The sequence below is a fragment of the Pseudomonas farris genome (assembly GCF_019145235.1).
GTDB classification, from domain to species: Bacteria; Pseudomonadota; Gammaproteobacteria; order Pseudomonadales; family Pseudomonadaceae; genus Aquipseudomonas; species Aquipseudomonas farris.
Map to the genome: position 1 here is coordinate 354,836 of NZ_JAHSTV010000004.1, position 14,653 is coordinate 369,488.

Here is a 14,653-nt window from a genome sequence, read left to right on the forward strand (position 1 = left end):
ATAAGCGAGTTGCAGCTGTGTGATTTCCCGAACAAATGCCGGCAACTGCAACTCGAACACCTGATCGATGAGACTGCGCGCTAGCTGCCAGACGGCGGCGGCATCGGGATATCACCAAGCTGCAACCCCAGCAGCGTCATGTATTCGTAGATGTGCTGATAGCCGGATTGCGCTTCATAGCTTGGGCACGGGGATTGAGGTTCCCCACAGAGCCGCAGCTCCATGTTTGCACCGCCCATGCCCCATTGCGTGTAGTTCAAGTTGTTACGGGTAACGGTATCGATTTTGGAGCAAACCATTTCCTTCATTTTTTCATCGATGACGTTGGTAGACTCATAGAGCGTCAAGGAGAAGTCGAGAGAGGTTGCGCACCATGCCATCGGAACGACATCCAGCGTGTTGTAGATGCGTAGCGCATTGCCGGCCATCTGCTGATTGAAATAGCTCGCAAAAATACTATCGCCGGCCGTTGGCGCAGCAATCGTTTCGCAATGGAAATTGAAGTTCGAGAATTTATCTTTCAAGTAAAGCGCTAGAACCGACATCAAGGCACCGCCAAGGCTATGCCCGACCAACCGGATCGTTGCACCACTGCGCTGTTTTGCCAGAAAATCGCAAAGTGTGCCTTGGAAACCGATTGTCGATACCTGATCCAATATCGCCTTTACACCGTCCGCAGTCCCCTGCGCCAGATGTGCCGGCACTGGGCAGTTCTTGATAAGCTTCTGCAGCGGCACCATTGGAGAAATATCAAGATCGTCTATCTGATCCTTGAGGGAATCGGCAAGGGTTCCACTCGTCACCACGACGATGTCGTTTTCGTTTTGCCCGCCGACCAGCACCACCGTGATGTGAGCCACATGCTCGCCATCCGGGACCAGGGCGGGCCCCCAGGCTACGCCATAACCGCCGCCTACCTTGGAGCCATTAAGGCGCGTAAGAATGTTGTCTTTTACCTGGCTCGGCGAAGGGTTCTTCATGTTTTTCCAATCCGGCGAAGACAGCGCCGCATTGTTCACCACATACGCGTGGGTAAGATTAATTTGTCTTTGCTGAAGTGAGTCTAGCGAAGTCATGACTGCTCCTTGTCTCGAAGATAGATAATTCAACGGGACCAACGAAAACTCACTGCTGCCGTCGATCCGTCTTGGCCAGCAAGATCGAGTGTAGCCGCAGTTTTGGAAGCGACAACTTAATGCGCGGTCGCTTGCGCAGCAGTTAGAACGGTCCTTGATTCCGCCAATCCGAAACCGCTGATACTGACCGCATCCGGTAACGATCACGTTAATCGTACGCCCTGTCTCGCGGGACTTTGGTCGCCCGCCCACGTCAGCAGGCCAAACACCCTCATGGGTCGGCCAAAGGCCCACGGCATATGGTGTTTTATCGAGTGGCAAACGTCGACGTGATTGAGGTCGTCCGACTTCTTCATGACGCCATGGAAGTGCAGTTGCACCCCAACCGTTGCTGACTGCTTTTAGGGGGGCGCGGCAAAAGTCAAAGAAGGACTTTTCTTTGGACGAAAAAAATGGACCTCTTTTCAGAGATCCATTTTTAATGCTTGGAGCGGGAAACGAGACTCGAACTCGCGACCCCGACCTTGGCAAGGTCGTGCTCTACCAACTGAGCTATTCCCGCGTCTTGGTGAGGCGCATTCTATAGAATCCTGATGCCCCGTCAACCCCTTGATTCAAAAAAGTTTTATTTCTTTTCCACGTCCGTCTTCAGATGCGGCCAGGCAGCCCGCAAGTATTGGACCATGGACCACAATGTCAGGCCAGCGGACACCAGCAGCAAGGCGTACCCCATCAGGACCCAGAAGGTAAAGTCGGAAGGGTTGGCCAGCAGGATCACCAGCGCCAGCATTTGCGCGGCGGTTTTCCATTTGCCCAGGTTCGACACCGCTACATGGGCGCGGGCACCGAGTTCGGCCATCCACTCGCGCAGTGCCGAGACGACAATTTCGCGACCGATGATGACGGCGGCCGGCAGCGTGAGCCACAGGTTGCCATGCTCTTGCACCAGCAGAACCAGGGCAACGGCGACCATCAGCTTGTCCGCAACAGGGTCGAGGAAGGCTCCGAACGGTGTGCTTTGTTCCAGACGACGGGCTAGATACCCGTCGAGCCAGTCGGTCGCGGCGGCAAATGCAAAGACCGAGGCAGAAGCCAAATAGCTCCAGTGGTAAGGCAAATAAAACAGCAAAATGAAGATCGGGATGAGCAGGACGCGTAGAACGGTAATCAGATTAGGGATATTCATCGGCACAACTGGCTACGAGGTGAGTTGGGCATTCTACTCGCTGTGCAGATTTGCATAAATCAACTCTGCGAGCTTTTTGCTGATTCCGGGTGCTTTGGCGATCTCTTCGATGCTGGCACGAGTCAGCTCCTGTAATCCACCAAAATGTTTCAACAAATCGCGTCGACGTGTCGGTCCGACGCCGGCAACGCCCTCAAGTGTAGACGTGCGGCGAGTTTTGCCACGACGTGCGCGGTGCCCCGTAATGGCGAAACGGTGCGCTTCGTCGCGGATCTGCTGGATCAGATGCAGCGCGGGGGAATCGCCGCGCAAGGTGAATTCATGGGCCGCGTCGTTGAGGTACAGGGTTTCGAAACCGGCCTTGCGCGTCGCGCCCTTGGCCACACCCAAGAGAATCAGGTCTGGCACAGCCAGTTCGTTAAGCACATCACGGGCCATGGACAGCTGACCTTTGCCGCCGTCGACCAGCAGGATGTCCGGCAACTTGCCCTCGCCGTCCTTCAATTTGCTGAAGCGTCGGGTCAGGGCCTGGTGCATCGCGGCATAGTCATCGCCCGGCGTCACGCCCTCAATGTTGTAGCGACGGTAGTCTGATTTGATCGGGCCTTCCGGGCCGAACACCACACAGGACGCCACCGTGGCCTCGCCGCTGGAATGACTGATGTCGTAACACTCGAGACGTTGCGGCGGCTCGTCCAGTTTCAGCACTTCGGCCAGGGCATCGAAACGTGCCGCAACGTGTTGCCGGTTAGCCAGACGTGCGCCCAGCGCTTGCTCGGCATTGGTGACCGCCAATTGCTGCCAGCGCGCTCGGGTGCCGCGAACTCGATGGCTGATGGTCAATTCGCGACCGCGCAGCTCTTCGATGGCTGCGATCAGGGTCGGAAAGTCTTCGTGAACCACGTTGACGATCAGCTCGCTCGGCAAGTCGCGCTCGGGACTGCTGATGAAATATTGACCGAGGAACGCTGCCATGACTTCGGAAACGTCTTCCTCGATACCCACCTGCGGAAAGAAGTTCTTGCTCCCCAACACCCGGCCACCGCGCACGCTGATCAAGTGCACGCAGGCGCCACCTGGATTGACGAACGCCGCAATCACATCGATATCGCCCGTCCCGCCTTCCATGCTCTGCTGGTCCTGGACCCGACGCAGCAATGAGATCTGGTCACGCAACTCGGCGGCGCGCTCGAACTCGAGGTTAACCGCCGCTTCCTCCATGGCCGCAGACAACTCGTCCGCCAGGGCATTGCTGCGACCTTCAAGAAACATTACCGAGTGGCGTACATCTTCGGCATACACCTCGGGCTCCACCAGCCCCACACACGGCGCCTTGCAACGCTTGATCTGATATTGCAGACAAGGTCGAGCACGGTTCTTGTAGAAGCTGTCTTCGCACTGACGAACAAAAAAAGCCTTTTGCAGCAGACTGAGGCTTTCGCGAATCGCCCCTGCGCTGGGATAAGGGCCGAAATATTTGCCCTTGGCCTTTTTCGCGCCCCGATGAATGCTCAAGCGTGGGAACTGGCCATCCGAGAGAAAGACGTAAGGGTAGGATTTGTCGTCGCGCAGCAGGATGTTGTACGGCGGACGCCATTCCTTGATCAGCGTCTGCTCAAGCAGCAAGGCTTCGGTTTCGTTGGCCGTGATGGTGGTTTCGACCTGGGCGATACGGCCCACCAGCGCGGCGGTCTTGGGGGCAAGACCGGCTTTGCGGAAGTAGCTCGCCAAGCGCTTCTTGAGATTTTTGGCTTTGCCGACATAAAGCAGCCGCGCATCGCTGTCGAACATGCGATAGACGCCCGGCCGCCCACTGACCGTCGACAGAAAAGCACTTGGATCGAAGATTTCAGTCATTTTCAGAGGCTGGCATCAACCATGCCGTGACGAACCGCCAACAGCGTCAACTCGACATCGCTGCTGATCGAAAGCTTCTCGAAAATACGGTAACGGTAGGTATTCACTGTTTTTGGCGACAGGCACAGTTTGTCGGAAATGATCTGCACCTTCTGACAGCCGACAATCATCAACGCAATCTGGATTTCCCGCTCCGACAAGGCGTCGAAGGGCGAATCATTGGTTGGCTGGAACGACTTGATCGCCAGTTGCTGGGCAATCTGCGGGCTGATGTAGCGTTGCCCGGCAAATACCAGGCGAATGGCCTGGACCATTTCCGGCAGTCCGGCGCCCTTGGTCAGGTAACCTGCGGCACCTGCCTGTAACAGCCGGGTAGGAAACGGATCTTCTTCGCACACGGTGACCGCAACGACTTTGATGTCCGGATGACTGCGCAATAATTTGCGCGTGGCTTCAAGACCGCCGATCCCGGGCATCTTGACGTCCATCAGCACCACATCAGGTTTCAACTCACGCGCTTTAAGCAGGGATTCCTCCCCTGACTCAGCCTGGCCGACTACTTGCAGGCCATCGATGTCAGCCAGCATTCGTGTAATGCCTGTACGAACGAGATCATGGTCATCGACTACTAGCACCCTAATCAAGCAGACACCTCGCGATTTGGTCTTATTGGGTTGTCGGACACCTTAGCAAAAAGCAACTGGCAGACCTAGCGGCAAGCCGCATATAAAAAGTGTCAATTCTTCTTGCGAGGCTTGCCGCCAGTGTGTTTCAGCGATGCAGTTCATTGATATCACGCTGCATTCTCAGGAAACACTGGTCTTGACCGACCACCTTGAGACCCTTTCTCTCGTAAAGCATTTTTGCCGGATTATTTTCAAAGACGGTCAGACGCAATGCCGGACGTCGTTCCTTGCACGCCATGGCGAATACCTGATCGATCGCCCAGGAACCGGCGCCCTGCCCCTGGTACGCTGCTAATAAATGCAATTCGCGGATATACAAGGCTCTAGCGTCGCGGCTCAGACTGACATACCCCATCAACGTGTCATCACGCACAATCAGCCAGTTTTCGCGTCCCTCCCAGGCGACATCAAAGGCCTCGTCCAGCCACAACAGCTCATGTTGAATGTAGTAGCGAAGCATATTTCGACAAGTCAGGTCACGAGCAAAGTCCAGATCCCGAGACGTTGCCGGACGCAATTCGAAACCCATTCAAGCCTCCGCCACAGCCACGATTTGCCCTTTCCAGCCATCAGCGTTGCGACGAGCAACGACCATAAGGTTCCCCGTACCCAGCGCCGCCACAATCAACGTCCCGTCCGCTGCCCAGATTGCACTGCGCCCTGCCGACTCCCAGCCACCCGTTGCGCCACCATGGTTGGCCATCAGTACCGCCATCGAGTGGGTGCGAGCATAGCCCTGCAATAGTGCGGTATCTGGAGCGTAGCCGTTTTCCGTGATCAACACGCCCGCGGCATAAAGATCAGCGCCCTGCCGTGCCGCGGCTGCCGCGTGACTGGCGTGAGAAAAATCGGCGCATACCGCTAGCGCGACGGTGTCGCTGCCGATCTTTAATGTCGAACCGCCCGTTCCCGGGGCAAATGCCACGTCCTCGCCCGGGTGCAGATGCTGCTTGCTGTAAACCCCAAGCGATCCATCGGCACCCAATACCAGCGCACCGATCAATACCGGCGAATCGTCCGACAGACGAATCGGCATCCCAACGACACTGGTCACACCGACTTCCCGCGCGAAATCGCGCAACGGTTGCAGCACATCGGCGTCTGGCACTATGGCCAGCTCCACCGCCAAGCCGCGTTCATACCCGGTCAGCGACAGTTCCGGAAACACCAGCAATTGCACGCCCTGCTCCGCAGCAATCTGCATGAAGCGCCGATGCCAGGCCATACTGGCGGCAAGATCACCGACGATGGAGATCGATTGAGCGGCGGCAATGGTCAGTGTCGTCATGGTTCGTCCTTGTGACGTTGTGGTGGTTGGGCGCAGCGCAAAGTGTGTCACAACCCCCGACGTACTCAAGCGATAGACAAGCCCATGATCATCGATAGCATTTTCTGATTGAATCCGCGTACCGGCCTCTAGTAAGCTCGGCGCATTCATCGGAGACAGACCATGCTCAACGCCCTCTCACAGCTTCGTACCGCCAGCGCCCCGCGCTCGGTTGCGGCTGCCCGGGCGAATGACGTTTGTGCTTCGGTCAGCTTTTATTTTGGGTATTGGTTTAGCCACTGGCGCGCCTGATACCCACACGGCGCCCACTTTAAACGGGTCGCCACCAGAGAATTCTCAACCCCCGGTCGGCCTCCCGACCGGGGGTTTTGTTTTTTTCAGCCCTGAACATTTTTAGCGTCAACCAGACAATTTGAGGATTCACGACATGAACTACGCCACTTATTACCGTTACGACAGTTTTACCGCCTGGCGATTTACCAGCCTCCGCTCGGGACAGCCTGCCGCCTCCGATCGGTCACCCACAGGTGGCAAGCACACACACGCAGCCAATCCGGCCAATTGTCGAACACCCCAGTAGGGCCGAGCGCGCGGGAACGAACCCGCCGCCAGCCCCAGGAAGCCCGAATATGAACTCGTCCGTCTCTGCTCTGCCGCTGTCCACCCTGAGCCCTGCCAATGAAGCGCTGACCTTGCGTCTGCCCACCTCATTGCAGCTCAAACAGCAATTGCCACTCAGCAACGCCCTGACCCGGCAAGTCGCCGACCACCGTCAGGCGGTTCGCGCGATCCTCAACGGTGAAGACTCCCGTCTGCTGGTCATCGTCGGTCCCTGCTCGATTCACGATCCCCGTTCTGCTCTCGAATACGCCGCCAACCTGGCCCGTCTGTCCACGCAAGTCAGCGATGAGATGCTGCTGGTGATGCGCGCCTATGTCGAAAAACCCCGCACCACGATCGGCTGGAAAGGCCTGGCCTACGACCCGCATCTGGATGGCAGCGATGACATGGCGAGCGGTTTAACGCTGTCCCGCGAATTGATGCGCGAAATGCTCCAACTGGGCTTGCCCGTTGCCACCGAATTGCTGCAACCGATGGCCGCCGGCTACTTCGACGACCTGCTGAGCTGGGTCGCGATTGGCGCCCGTACCACCGAATCACAGATCCACCGGGAAATGGCCAGCGGCCTGAGCATGCCGGTAGGGTTCAAGAACGGCACCGATGGCGGTGTGGCTGTCGCCAGCGATGCCATGCGCTCGGCCGCCCATCCGCATCGCCATTTCGGCGTCGATAGCCAAGGGCATCCGGCGATTATTCAGACACCGGGCAACCCCGACACCCATCTGGTACTGCGTGGTGGCCATCGCGGGCCGAACTATGACCGCGACAGCATCGCCCAGGTGCACAGCGATTTGACCAGACTCAAGATCCCGGCGCGGATCATGGTCGACTGCAGCCACGCTAACAGCGGTAAAGATCCATTGCGTCAGCCAGTCGTGTTCAACGACGTGCTTGAACAACGCCTGCAAGGTGATCGTTCGCTGGTCGGCATGATGATTGAGAGCCATCTGTTCGAAGGCTGCCAGCCATTGAGCCCGTCGCTGCGTTACGGTGTGTCGGTAACGGACGGCTGCCTTGGCTGGACCGGGACGGAACAATTGTTGCTGCAGGCAGCCGAGCGACTTCGTACGCAGCGCCATATTCAACAGCCAAAGTGACCAATCCCCGCCTTCCGGTTTTCAATCGAATACCGGAAGGCGGTTGACGTTAAAACAGGTTTACGAGTGCACATGCACCAACGTGGCTTCGGACTGCTGGCTCACATCGTCGAGACGCTCGACCGAATAGGCTACTCGGACCGTCAAGTCCTGATGCTCGCGCCAAAACCTGTAGGGAACGATAAATACCAGCGGTTGACCGGCCATTTCCCTGGAGATTTCACGATCATCGCGATGATTGAAATGCTCCCCGTCACATTTCAGATAGACCAGTTCCCCCTCTTCAGCCTGAGCATTGTCGATCACGACGGTGACACCATCGATCGCATCTTGCACATCCAGCCAACCCTCATCGGTTTCCAGCACGGTAGGTGGTAAAAGCGGCTCTCTTTCCAGCGGCCCGATCAACAGTGGTGCCAGCTCCGAGAAACGTGACGCCTGCCCCTTCTGCTCGACGCGGTAGCCGATCGTAACGGCTGCCCCAAGATTGGGTGCAATACAGTCAGGACTTACCCAGAACGACAGCTCACCACCCACTGCAAAGGATTCGACTTTCAACGTGTCATTGAAACTCGCTTGTGGCGTAACACCTGCCCAGGACAGCAAGACCCGATCTCCCGCCGCCATCCGGGCATACGGCCTGATCGTTACGCGTGCACCCTCCACGACTCGGTCCGGATCGAGCGTGCCGCCCACCGCATCGTTCACAATCACTGGCAGCAAATCTGGCCGGACATCACCGACGCTCAGGTATAAACGCCCGGACTCCACAGGTTCACAAAGGCGCGCAGTGTAGAGGGCGTAATAAACCTCGAGTGACCCGCCGTCCAATGCGGCGATGTGCACGGCCGATACGCAAAAGACAATCGCCCTGCCCACCTGAGCTTCGCTGACAAAACGCGATACCTCATGCCGATACGCAACACCCTCTGCATCAATACCTGACCAGAACATGACCAGTTTGTCTCCGCAGGTCATGTCCGGGTAAGGCGCGACGGTGATAATCGCCTTATTGTCGGACGGATCGAGTGTGGCGTTATCCGCCTGATCCAGCTGTGGTGCCACCAGGCATTGCTCTACAACATTCAAGTTATCTGCTTCATAAGAAGTCATTTATACGCTCCAGTCCTTGGAATGAATGTCGCCTTGAGGTCGACATCGAACGAAGCCTATTGAAACCCGCGGTGCTGATTCGCGCTGCCGGACAATCGCGTCGGCTTGCACGGTAAAAGGACGTTTCAGCGGTAGGTCATTGCGAGGAAGCTCGCAGTCATCGTTAAAAAGATGTCCGGATATTCCGACCAAGACCTCATGTTCATCCGAGCTTTCGTACAATTTCTATTCCGTTTTCATCAGGTTACAGCGGCTTTTTCATACATCGCCGAACGGGTGGTGTGCTTTAGAGTGCGCCCTTGAGCACACACCCGACCTACTGCGAAAAAGGAATGTACATGCTACGGAATGCGACCACTCACTATCCAATCCTGCTGGTGCACGGGCTCTTCGGCTTCGATCGCATCGGCAACCTGGAGCTTTTCCATGACGTCAAACTGGCCCTGAGAAACGCAGGCGCAAGAGTTTTCATCCCACACCTGTCAGCCACCCACAGTAATGAAACCCGCGGCGAACAACTGTTGGCGCAGATTGACCGGGTATTGCAAGGAACCGGTGCAAGCAAAGTCAACCTGATCGGTCACAGTCAGGGGGCACTGGCGGCACGGTATGCGGGGGCGCTGGCGCCGGAGGCGGTCGCTTCGGTGACATCGGTCAGCGGGCCGAACCATGGCTCGGAACTGGCCGATTTCCTGCGCAAGGCGCTGACACCCGGGCGCCTGCCGGAACAAGTCGCCGGAGCGGTGGCCACCCTGTTCGCCGACTTCCTGTCGTTGCTCAGTGGCAGCCGACACCTGCCTCAGAACGCCATCGCCGCCCTCAATGCACTGACCACCGAAGGCGTCGGCGCCTTCAACGACAAGTACCCTCAAGGGTTACCGAAAACCTGGGGCGGCAAGGGTCGCGAATTGGTGAACGGCGTGCGCTACTATTCCTGGAGCGGCATCCTGCAGGGCAACATTCTCGATGAGGGGCTCCATGCACTCAATCCGCTGCACGGATTCCTGCGGGCCTTCTCCCACTATTTCACCACCGAAGCCGAACAGAATGACGGCATGGTCGGCCGATTCAGCGCCCATTTGGGGAAAGTGATCCGTTCAGACTATCCGCTGGATCATCTAGATAGCCTCGGCCAGACAACCGGTAAGGTCCGCAAGGGCATCGACCCGATCGCCCTGTACGTACAGCATGCCGAACGCTTGAGAAATGCCGGCCTTTAAGCAATGTCTTGATGCCACGCGATAGACGGAACTGATATCCACGGAATTGATATTCACGGAACTTTGAGAGAGAAATAGCCCACTGAATCCGGTAGGCTCCGCACTTTATTGAACATTGAATGGAGTATTTTCCCATGGCCAAAGCTACTGCCCGTCACATCCTGGTTTCCAGCGAAGAAAAGTGCAACGAACTCAAAGCCCAGATCGAGGCCGGTGCCGACTTCGCCGAAGTCGCTAAAGCCAACTCCAGCTGCCCGTCCAGCCGCCAGGGCGGTGACTTGGGTTCGTTCGGTCCAGGCCAGATGGTCAAGGAATTCGATACCGTGGTCTTCAGCGCACCGATCAACGTGGTGCAAGGCCCGGTCAAGACCCAGTTCGGTTACCACCTGCTGGAAGTGACCAGCCGTCAGGACTGATCAACCCTTGAGTTTGCTGCATAACGGCCCGCCTTTTGGTGGGCCGTTGTGTTTTCGTTACGTGATACGGCTGGCGAGGGACGCGCCGCTAGCGTACAAATTGTGGTTATCGACCACCCGGCTCTAAGGCTGACAATGCGACTGGTTTTCCCCACTTTGTTGTTCACTGCCGTGGCCCTGTTATTGGGCGCCGCCGGTGTGAACGCTGCACCGCAACATGCGTTGACCGTGTACGGTGAACCGGCGAAGTATCCCGCTGGCTTCAGCCACTTCGCCTACACCAACCCGCAAGCGCCCAAGGGCGGCACGATGCGTCGCTCGGCGATGGAAATTGGCCATTTCGACCATATCCTGCCGTACATCGACAAGGGCACGGGTGTCACGCAGATCGACGGTTTGATCTACTCGCCCCTGGCCCAGCGCTCGCTGGACGAGCCCTATACCGTTTACGGCTTGGTCGCCCAACAGATGGAGCGTTCCGATGACGGACTGTCTCTGCGCTTCTATCTGAATCCGAAGGCCCGTTTCGCCGACGGCAAGCCGATCACCGCCGAAGACGTGCGCTACACCTTCAATCTGCTGATGACCCAAGGCAGCTTGCGCTATCGCACGCAATTCGCCGATGTCAAAGGCGTCGAAGTGGAGTCACCACTCACCGTTCGGTTCGACTTCAAGAGCAACGAAAACCGTACCCTGCCCCTGGACCTCGCGACCTTGCCGGTATTCCCCGAGCACTGGTGGAAAACCCGCAACTTTGCCAGCGGCGGTGGTTACGAGCCACCGCTGGGCAGCGGGCCGTACCGCGTGAGTAAAATCGACTCCGGGCGCAGCATCACCTTCGAACGTAACGCCGACTGGTGGGGCAAGGATTTACCGGTCAGCCGCGGCCTCTACAATTTCGATCATTTCAGCATCGAGTACTTCGGCGATACCGACGTTGCCCGTCAGGTGTTGCGTGGCGGCGCCTATGACTACAACCGCGAATTCTCCGCCACCGCCTATTCCATCGGCTACGACAGCCCTGCCCTGAACGACGGTCGCCTGCAAAAAGCCCACTTGGCCAAAGAGGCACCGCAAACGGCCCAGGGGTTTGTGTTCAACCTGCAAAACCCGATGTTCCAGGACCGCCGAGTGCGCAAGGCCCTGGCCATGCTCTGGGATTTCGAGTGGAGCAACCGGCAAATGATGCGCGACCTCTACATCCGCCAGCAGAGCTACTTTTCCAATACTGACCTTGCAGCCCGGCAGCTGCCCGACGCAGGTGAACAGGCGATCCTCGAACCGCTACGCGGACAGATCCCCGACGAAGTCTTTACCCAAGTCTTCGAAGCGCCGAAAACCGATGGCAGCGGCGTGATCCGCGATAAACAGTTGCAAGCCCTGGACCTGCTCGAACAGGCCGGCTGGAAACCCGATGGCGATCAACTGGTCAATGCCCAAGGCCAACCGCTGAGCTTCACCTTCCTGATCAGCCAGAACGGCATGGACCGATTGCTGCTGCCTTACAAGCGCACCCTGAAACAAATCGGCATCGACATGAATATTCGCCACATCGACGCTTCCCAGTACGTAAACCGCTTGATGTCCCGGGATTACGACATGATCGTCACCGGCTACCCGGTCACCACTTCGCCGGGCAACGAGTTGTACAACTATTTTGGCTCGGCGGCGGCCAACGATCCTGGTTCCAACAACTACATGGTGCTGAAGAACCCGGCGGTCGACACGCTGGTCAACGGCCTGGTCCGCGCCACCACCCAAGCTGACATGCTGCGCTACGCCCACGCCCTGGACCGCGTCCTGCAATGGAACTTCTACTGGATTCCCAATTATTACCCGCCGGGCAGCTCGACTGTATGGTGGAACCGCTTTGGCATTCCCTCTGTGCAAGCGAGCAATGACGAAGCCATCGAGAGTTGGTGGCAAGTGAGCTCCACCCCGCTGACCAACCAACAGATGACTGCCGAGCTCATCAAACGCGGCAAACCCGGAGGGCCGCACTAATGTGGGCTTACGTATTGCGGCGCTTGCTGCTGATCATTCCGACACTGGTGATCATTCTTCTGGTCAATTTCGTTATCGTCCAGGCTGCACCCGGCGGCCCGGTGGAACAGGCCATCGCGCAGTTGCAAGGCATCGGCGGCGCGAGTGTCGGCGGCGGTTCCAGCGACGCCGTGCAGGGCAGTTCGCGTGCCAGTCGCGGGCTCGATCCGCAGTTGATCAAGGAGATCGAAAAGCAATATGGCTTCGATAAGCCGGCGCCGGAACGTCTGTGGCTGATGCTCAAGAGTTACGCCCGCCTCGACTTCGGCAAGAGTTTTTTCCGTGGCGCCACCGTCACCGACCTGATTCTGGAAAAGATGCCGGTAACCATTTCCCTCGGGCTCTGGGCCACGTTGATCACCTACCTGGTGTCGATCCCTCTGGGCATCCGCAAGGCTGTGCATCACGGCAGCCATTTCGATATCTGGAGCAGCACCGCGATCATCATCGGTTATGCGATGCCGGCGTTCCTGTTCGCGATGTTCCTGATCGTGATCTTCGCCGGCGGTACCTCGTTGAACTGGTTCCCGGTGCGCGGCCTGGTCTCGGACAATTTCGAATCACTGTCGACCCTGGGCAAAATCACCGACTACTTCTGGCACCTGGTGCTGCCGGTGACGGCGCTGGTGGTTGGCGGTTTCGCTACGCTGACGATCCTCACCAAGAATTCCTTCCTCAATGAAATCACCCGCCAATACGTGGTCACCGCCCGAGCCAAGGGCTTGAGCGAACGCCGGGTGCTTTACGGCCATGTGTTTCGCAACGCGATGCTGTTGGTGGTGTCGGGAATCCCCCAGGCTTTCATCAGCGTCTTCTTCGCCGGCTCGCTGCTGATCGAAGTGATTTTTTCCCTCGATGGCCTGGGGCGCATGAGTTACGAAGCCGCAGTATCACGGGACTATCCAGTGGTGTTCGGTTCGCTGTTCATCTTCACCTTGTTCGGCCTGCTGATAAAACTCATCGGCGACCTCTGCTACACCCTGGTCGACCCACGCATCGACTTCGCCGCGAGGAATGCCTGATGTTCAAGCTCTCGCCGTTGGGCCGTCGCCGTTTCGAGCGCTTCAAGAAAAACCGCCGGGGCTGGTGGTCGCTGTGGTTGTTTATCGGCCTGTTCCTGTTGACCCTGGGCGGCGAGCTGATCGCCAACGACAAACCGCTGATGGTCAGTTATCAGGGCTCGCTGTACCTTCCGGCATTCAAACGCCACACCGAACAGGAGTTCGGCGGGCAATTGCCGTTTCAGGCCGACTACCGCAGCGAATACGTGCAAAAGCTGATTCACAAGGACGGCGGCTGGATGCTGTTTCCGCCGATCCCGTTCAGCGACGACACGCCCAATTACGACCTCAATCAACCGGCGCCGAGTCCACCATCGAAGGTCAACTGGCTGGGCACCGACGATCAGGCCCGGGACGTGTTGGCCCGGGTGATTTTCGGGGCACGGGTGTCGATTCTGTTCGCGCTGGCGCTGACCTTCATCAGTGCGTTGATCGGCATCGCCGCCGGTGCGCTGCAAGGCTATTACGGCGGCTGGGTCGACCTGCTCGGCCAGCGTTTGCTGGAGGTCTGGTCGGGGCTGCCGGTGCTGTACCTGCTGATCATTCTGTCGGGCTTCGTCGAGCCGAATTTCTGGTGGCTGCTGGGGATCATGGCGCTGTTTTCCTGGCTGGCGCTGGTAGACGTAGTGCGCGCCGAGTTCCTGCGCGGGCGCAACCTGGAATACGTCAAGGCCGCCCGTGCGCTGGGGCTGACCGATCGCAAGGTAATCGTGCGGCACATTCTGCCCAACGCCATGAACGCCACCCTGAGTTATTTGCCGTTCATTTTGACCGGGGCGATTTCCACTCTCACGGCGCTGGATTTTCTCGGCTTCGGCATGCCCGCCGGCAGTGCATCGCTGGGTGAATTGATCGGTCAAGGCAAGCAGAACCTGCAGGCACCGTGGCTGGGTCTCACAGCGTTTTTCACCCTGGCGCTGATTCTTTCTTTACTGGTGTTCATTGGCGAGGCATTACGTGATGCCTTTGACCCTAGATCTTGATCACGA

The 14,653-nt window shown here is 57.8% G+C and carries 13 protein-coding genes, 1 tRNA gene and 1 pseudogene; 7 read left to right on the forward strand and 8 right to left on the reverse strand.

Annotation, left to right across the window (positions count from 1 at the left end; genetic code table 11):
* Positions 1 to 80 precede the first annotated feature (80 nt).
* On the reverse strand, positions 81 to 1,076 hold the full coding sequence (locus tag KVG95_RS10590) for a lipase family protein (RefSeq protein WP_217856274.1): 996 nt from the start codon (positions 1,074 to 1,076) through the stop codon (positions 81 to 83).
* A gap of 251 nt (positions 1,077 to 1,327) precedes the next feature.
* Here KVG95_RS10590 and KVG95_RS30130 point away from each other — a divergent pair.
* Positions 1,328 to 1,471: pseudogene (locus KVG95_RS30130) on the forward strand (type II toxin-antitoxin system RelE/ParE family toxin); the annotation flags it as partial.
* Positions 1,472 to 1,562: 91 nt separating this feature from the next.
* Here the strand turns inward: KVG95_RS30130 and KVG95_RS10595 are convergent.
* The 6 genes from KVG95_RS10595 to KVG95_RS10620 form a co-directional block, all read right to left on the reverse strand.
* Positions 1,563 to 1,638, reverse strand: a tRNA-Gly gene (locus KVG95_RS10595).
* Between the two features lie 63 nt (positions 1,639 to 1,701).
* Positions 1,702 to 2,262, reverse strand: coding sequence for a CDP-diacylglycerol--glycerol-3-phosphate 3-phosphatidyltransferase (gene pgsA / locus KVG95_RS10600; RefSeq protein WP_052964322.1), 561 nt, complete (start codon positions 2,260 to 2,262; stop codon positions 1,702 to 1,704).
* Positions 2,263 to 2,295: 33 nt separating this feature from the next.
* On the reverse strand, positions 2,296 to 4,119 hold the full coding sequence (gene uvrC, locus KVG95_RS10605; RefSeq protein WP_123722400.1) for an excinuclease ABC subunit UvrC: 1,824 nt from the start codon (positions 4,117 to 4,119) through the stop codon (positions 2,296 to 2,298).
* A 2-nt stretch (positions 4,120 to 4,121) separates the two neighbouring features.
* Positions 4,122 to 4,763, reverse strand: a complete 642-nt coding sequence (gene gacA / locus KVG95_RS10610) for a response regulator transcription factor GacA (protein WP_008015884.1) — start codon at positions 4,761 to 4,763, stop codon at positions 4,122 to 4,124.
* Positions 4,764 to 4,890: 127 nt separating this feature from the next.
* Positions 4,891 to 5,334 (reverse strand): GNAT family N-acetyltransferase, encoded by a 444-nt coding sequence (locus KVG95_RS10615; RefSeq protein WP_217856276.1) that lies wholly within the window; start codon positions 5,332 to 5,334, stop codon positions 4,891 to 4,893.
* Positions 5,335 to 6,093, reverse strand: a complete 759-nt coding sequence (locus KVG95_RS10620) for a carbon-nitrogen hydrolase family protein (protein WP_217856278.1) — start codon at positions 6,091 to 6,093, stop codon at positions 5,335 to 5,337.
* Between the two features lie 629 nt (positions 6,094 to 6,722).
* Here KVG95_RS10620 and KVG95_RS10625 point away from each other — a divergent pair.
* Positions 6,723 to 7,811: a 3-deoxy-7-phosphoheptulonate synthase gene (locus KVG95_RS10625; RefSeq protein ID WP_217856280.1), complete on the forward strand. Its 1,089-nt coding sequence runs from the start codon at positions 6,723 to 6,725 to the stop codon at positions 7,809 to 7,811.
* 60 nt (positions 7,812 to 7,871) lie between these two features.
* Here the strand turns inward: KVG95_RS10625 and KVG95_RS10630 are convergent, their stop codons facing one another.
* On the reverse strand, positions 7,872 to 8,924 hold the full coding sequence (locus KVG95_RS10630) for a hypothetical protein (protein WP_217856282.1): 1,053 nt from the start codon (positions 8,922 to 8,924) through the stop codon (positions 7,872 to 7,874).
* Between the two features lie 338 nt (positions 8,925 to 9,262).
* On the opposite strand from KVG95_RS10630, the gene KVG95_RS10635 reads away from it, so the two are divergent.
* From KVG95_RS10635 to KVG95_RS10655, 5 genes are all read left to right on the forward strand, one after another.
* The gene (locus KVG95_RS10635) at positions 9,263 to 10,144 is read left to right on the forward strand and encodes an esterase/lipase family protein (protein WP_217856284.1); all 882 of its coding nucleotides are present in this window, start codon (positions 9,263 to 9,265) and stop codon (positions 10,142 to 10,144) included.
* Positions 10,145 to 10,278: 134 nt separating this feature from the next.
* On the forward strand, positions 10,279 to 10,560 hold the full coding sequence (locus tag KVG95_RS10640) for a peptidylprolyl isomerase (RefSeq protein ID WP_007898306.1): 282 nt from the start codon (positions 10,279 to 10,281) through the stop codon (positions 10,558 to 10,560).
* Positions 10,561 to 10,695: 135 nt separating this feature from the next.
* Positions 10,696 to 12,564 (forward strand): extracellular solute-binding protein, encoded by a 1,869-nt coding sequence (locus KVG95_RS10645; RefSeq protein WP_217856286.1) that lies wholly within the window; start codon positions 10,696 to 10,698, stop codon positions 12,562 to 12,564.
* Positions 12,564 to 13,625 (forward strand): microcin C ABC transporter permease YejB, encoded by a 1,062-nt coding sequence (locus KVG95_RS10650; RefSeq protein ID WP_217856288.1) that lies wholly within the window; start codon positions 12,564 to 12,566, stop codon positions 13,623 to 13,625. The genes KVG95_RS10645 and KVG95_RS10650 overlap by 1 nt, the downstream gene beginning before the upstream one ends.
* On the forward strand, positions 13,625 to 14,647 hold the full coding sequence (locus KVG95_RS10655) for an ABC transporter permease (protein ID WP_217856290.1): 1,023 nt from the start codon (positions 13,625 to 13,627) through the stop codon (positions 14,645 to 14,647). Before KVG95_RS10650 ends, KVG95_RS10655 begins: the two co-directional genes overlap by 1 nt.
* Positions 14,648 to 14,653: the final 6 nt, after the last annotated feature.

Bases quoted from the DNA above. Each gene is read 5' to 3' on its own strand.
- KVG95_RS10615 (WP_217856276.1), bottom strand. From the start codon at position 5,334: ATGGGTTTCGAATTGCGTCCGGCAACGTCTCGGGATCTGGACTTTGCT.
- KVG95_RS10590 (WP_217856274.1), bottom strand. From the start codon at position 1,076: ATGACTTCGCTAGACTCACTTCAGCAAAGACAAATTAATCTTACCCAC.
- uvrC (WP_123722400.1), bottom strand. From the start codon at position 4,119: ATGACTGAAATCTTCGATCCAAGTGCTTTTCTGTCGACGGTCAGTGGG.
- pgsA (WP_052964322.1), bottom strand. From the start codon at position 2,262: ATGAATATCCCTAATCTGATTACCGTTCTACGCGTCCTGCTCATCCCG.
- KVG95_RS10645 (WP_217856286.1), top strand. From the start codon at position 10,696: ATGCGACTGGTTTTCCCCACTTTGTTGTTCACTGCCGTGGCCCTGTTA.
- KVG95_RS10625 (WP_217856280.1), top strand. From the start codon at position 6,723: ATGAACTCGTCCGTCTCTGCTCTGCCGCTGTCCACCCTGAGCCCTGCC.
- KVG95_RS10635 (WP_217856284.1), top strand. From the start codon at position 9,263: ATGCTACGGAATGCGACCACTCACTATCCAATCCTGCTGGTGCACGGG.
- KVG95_RS10655 (WP_217856290.1), top strand. From the start codon at position 13,625: ATGTTCAAGCTCTCGCCGTTGGGCCGTCGCCGTTTCGAGCGCTTCAAG.
- KVG95_RS10650 (WP_217856288.1), top strand. From the start codon at position 12,564: ATGTGGGCTTACGTATTGCGGCGCTTGCTGCTGATCATTCCGACACTG.
- KVG95_RS10620 (WP_217856278.1), bottom strand. From the start codon at position 6,093: ATGACGACACTGACCATTGCCGCCGCTCAATCGATCTCCATCGTCGGT.
- KVG95_RS10640 (WP_007898306.1), top strand. From the start codon at position 10,279: ATGGCCAAAGCTACTGCCCGTCACATCCTGGTTTCCAGCGAAGAAAAG.
- KVG95_RS10630 (WP_217856282.1), bottom strand. From the start codon at position 8,924: ATGACTTCTTATGAAGCAGATAACTTGAATGTTGTAGAGCAATGCCTG.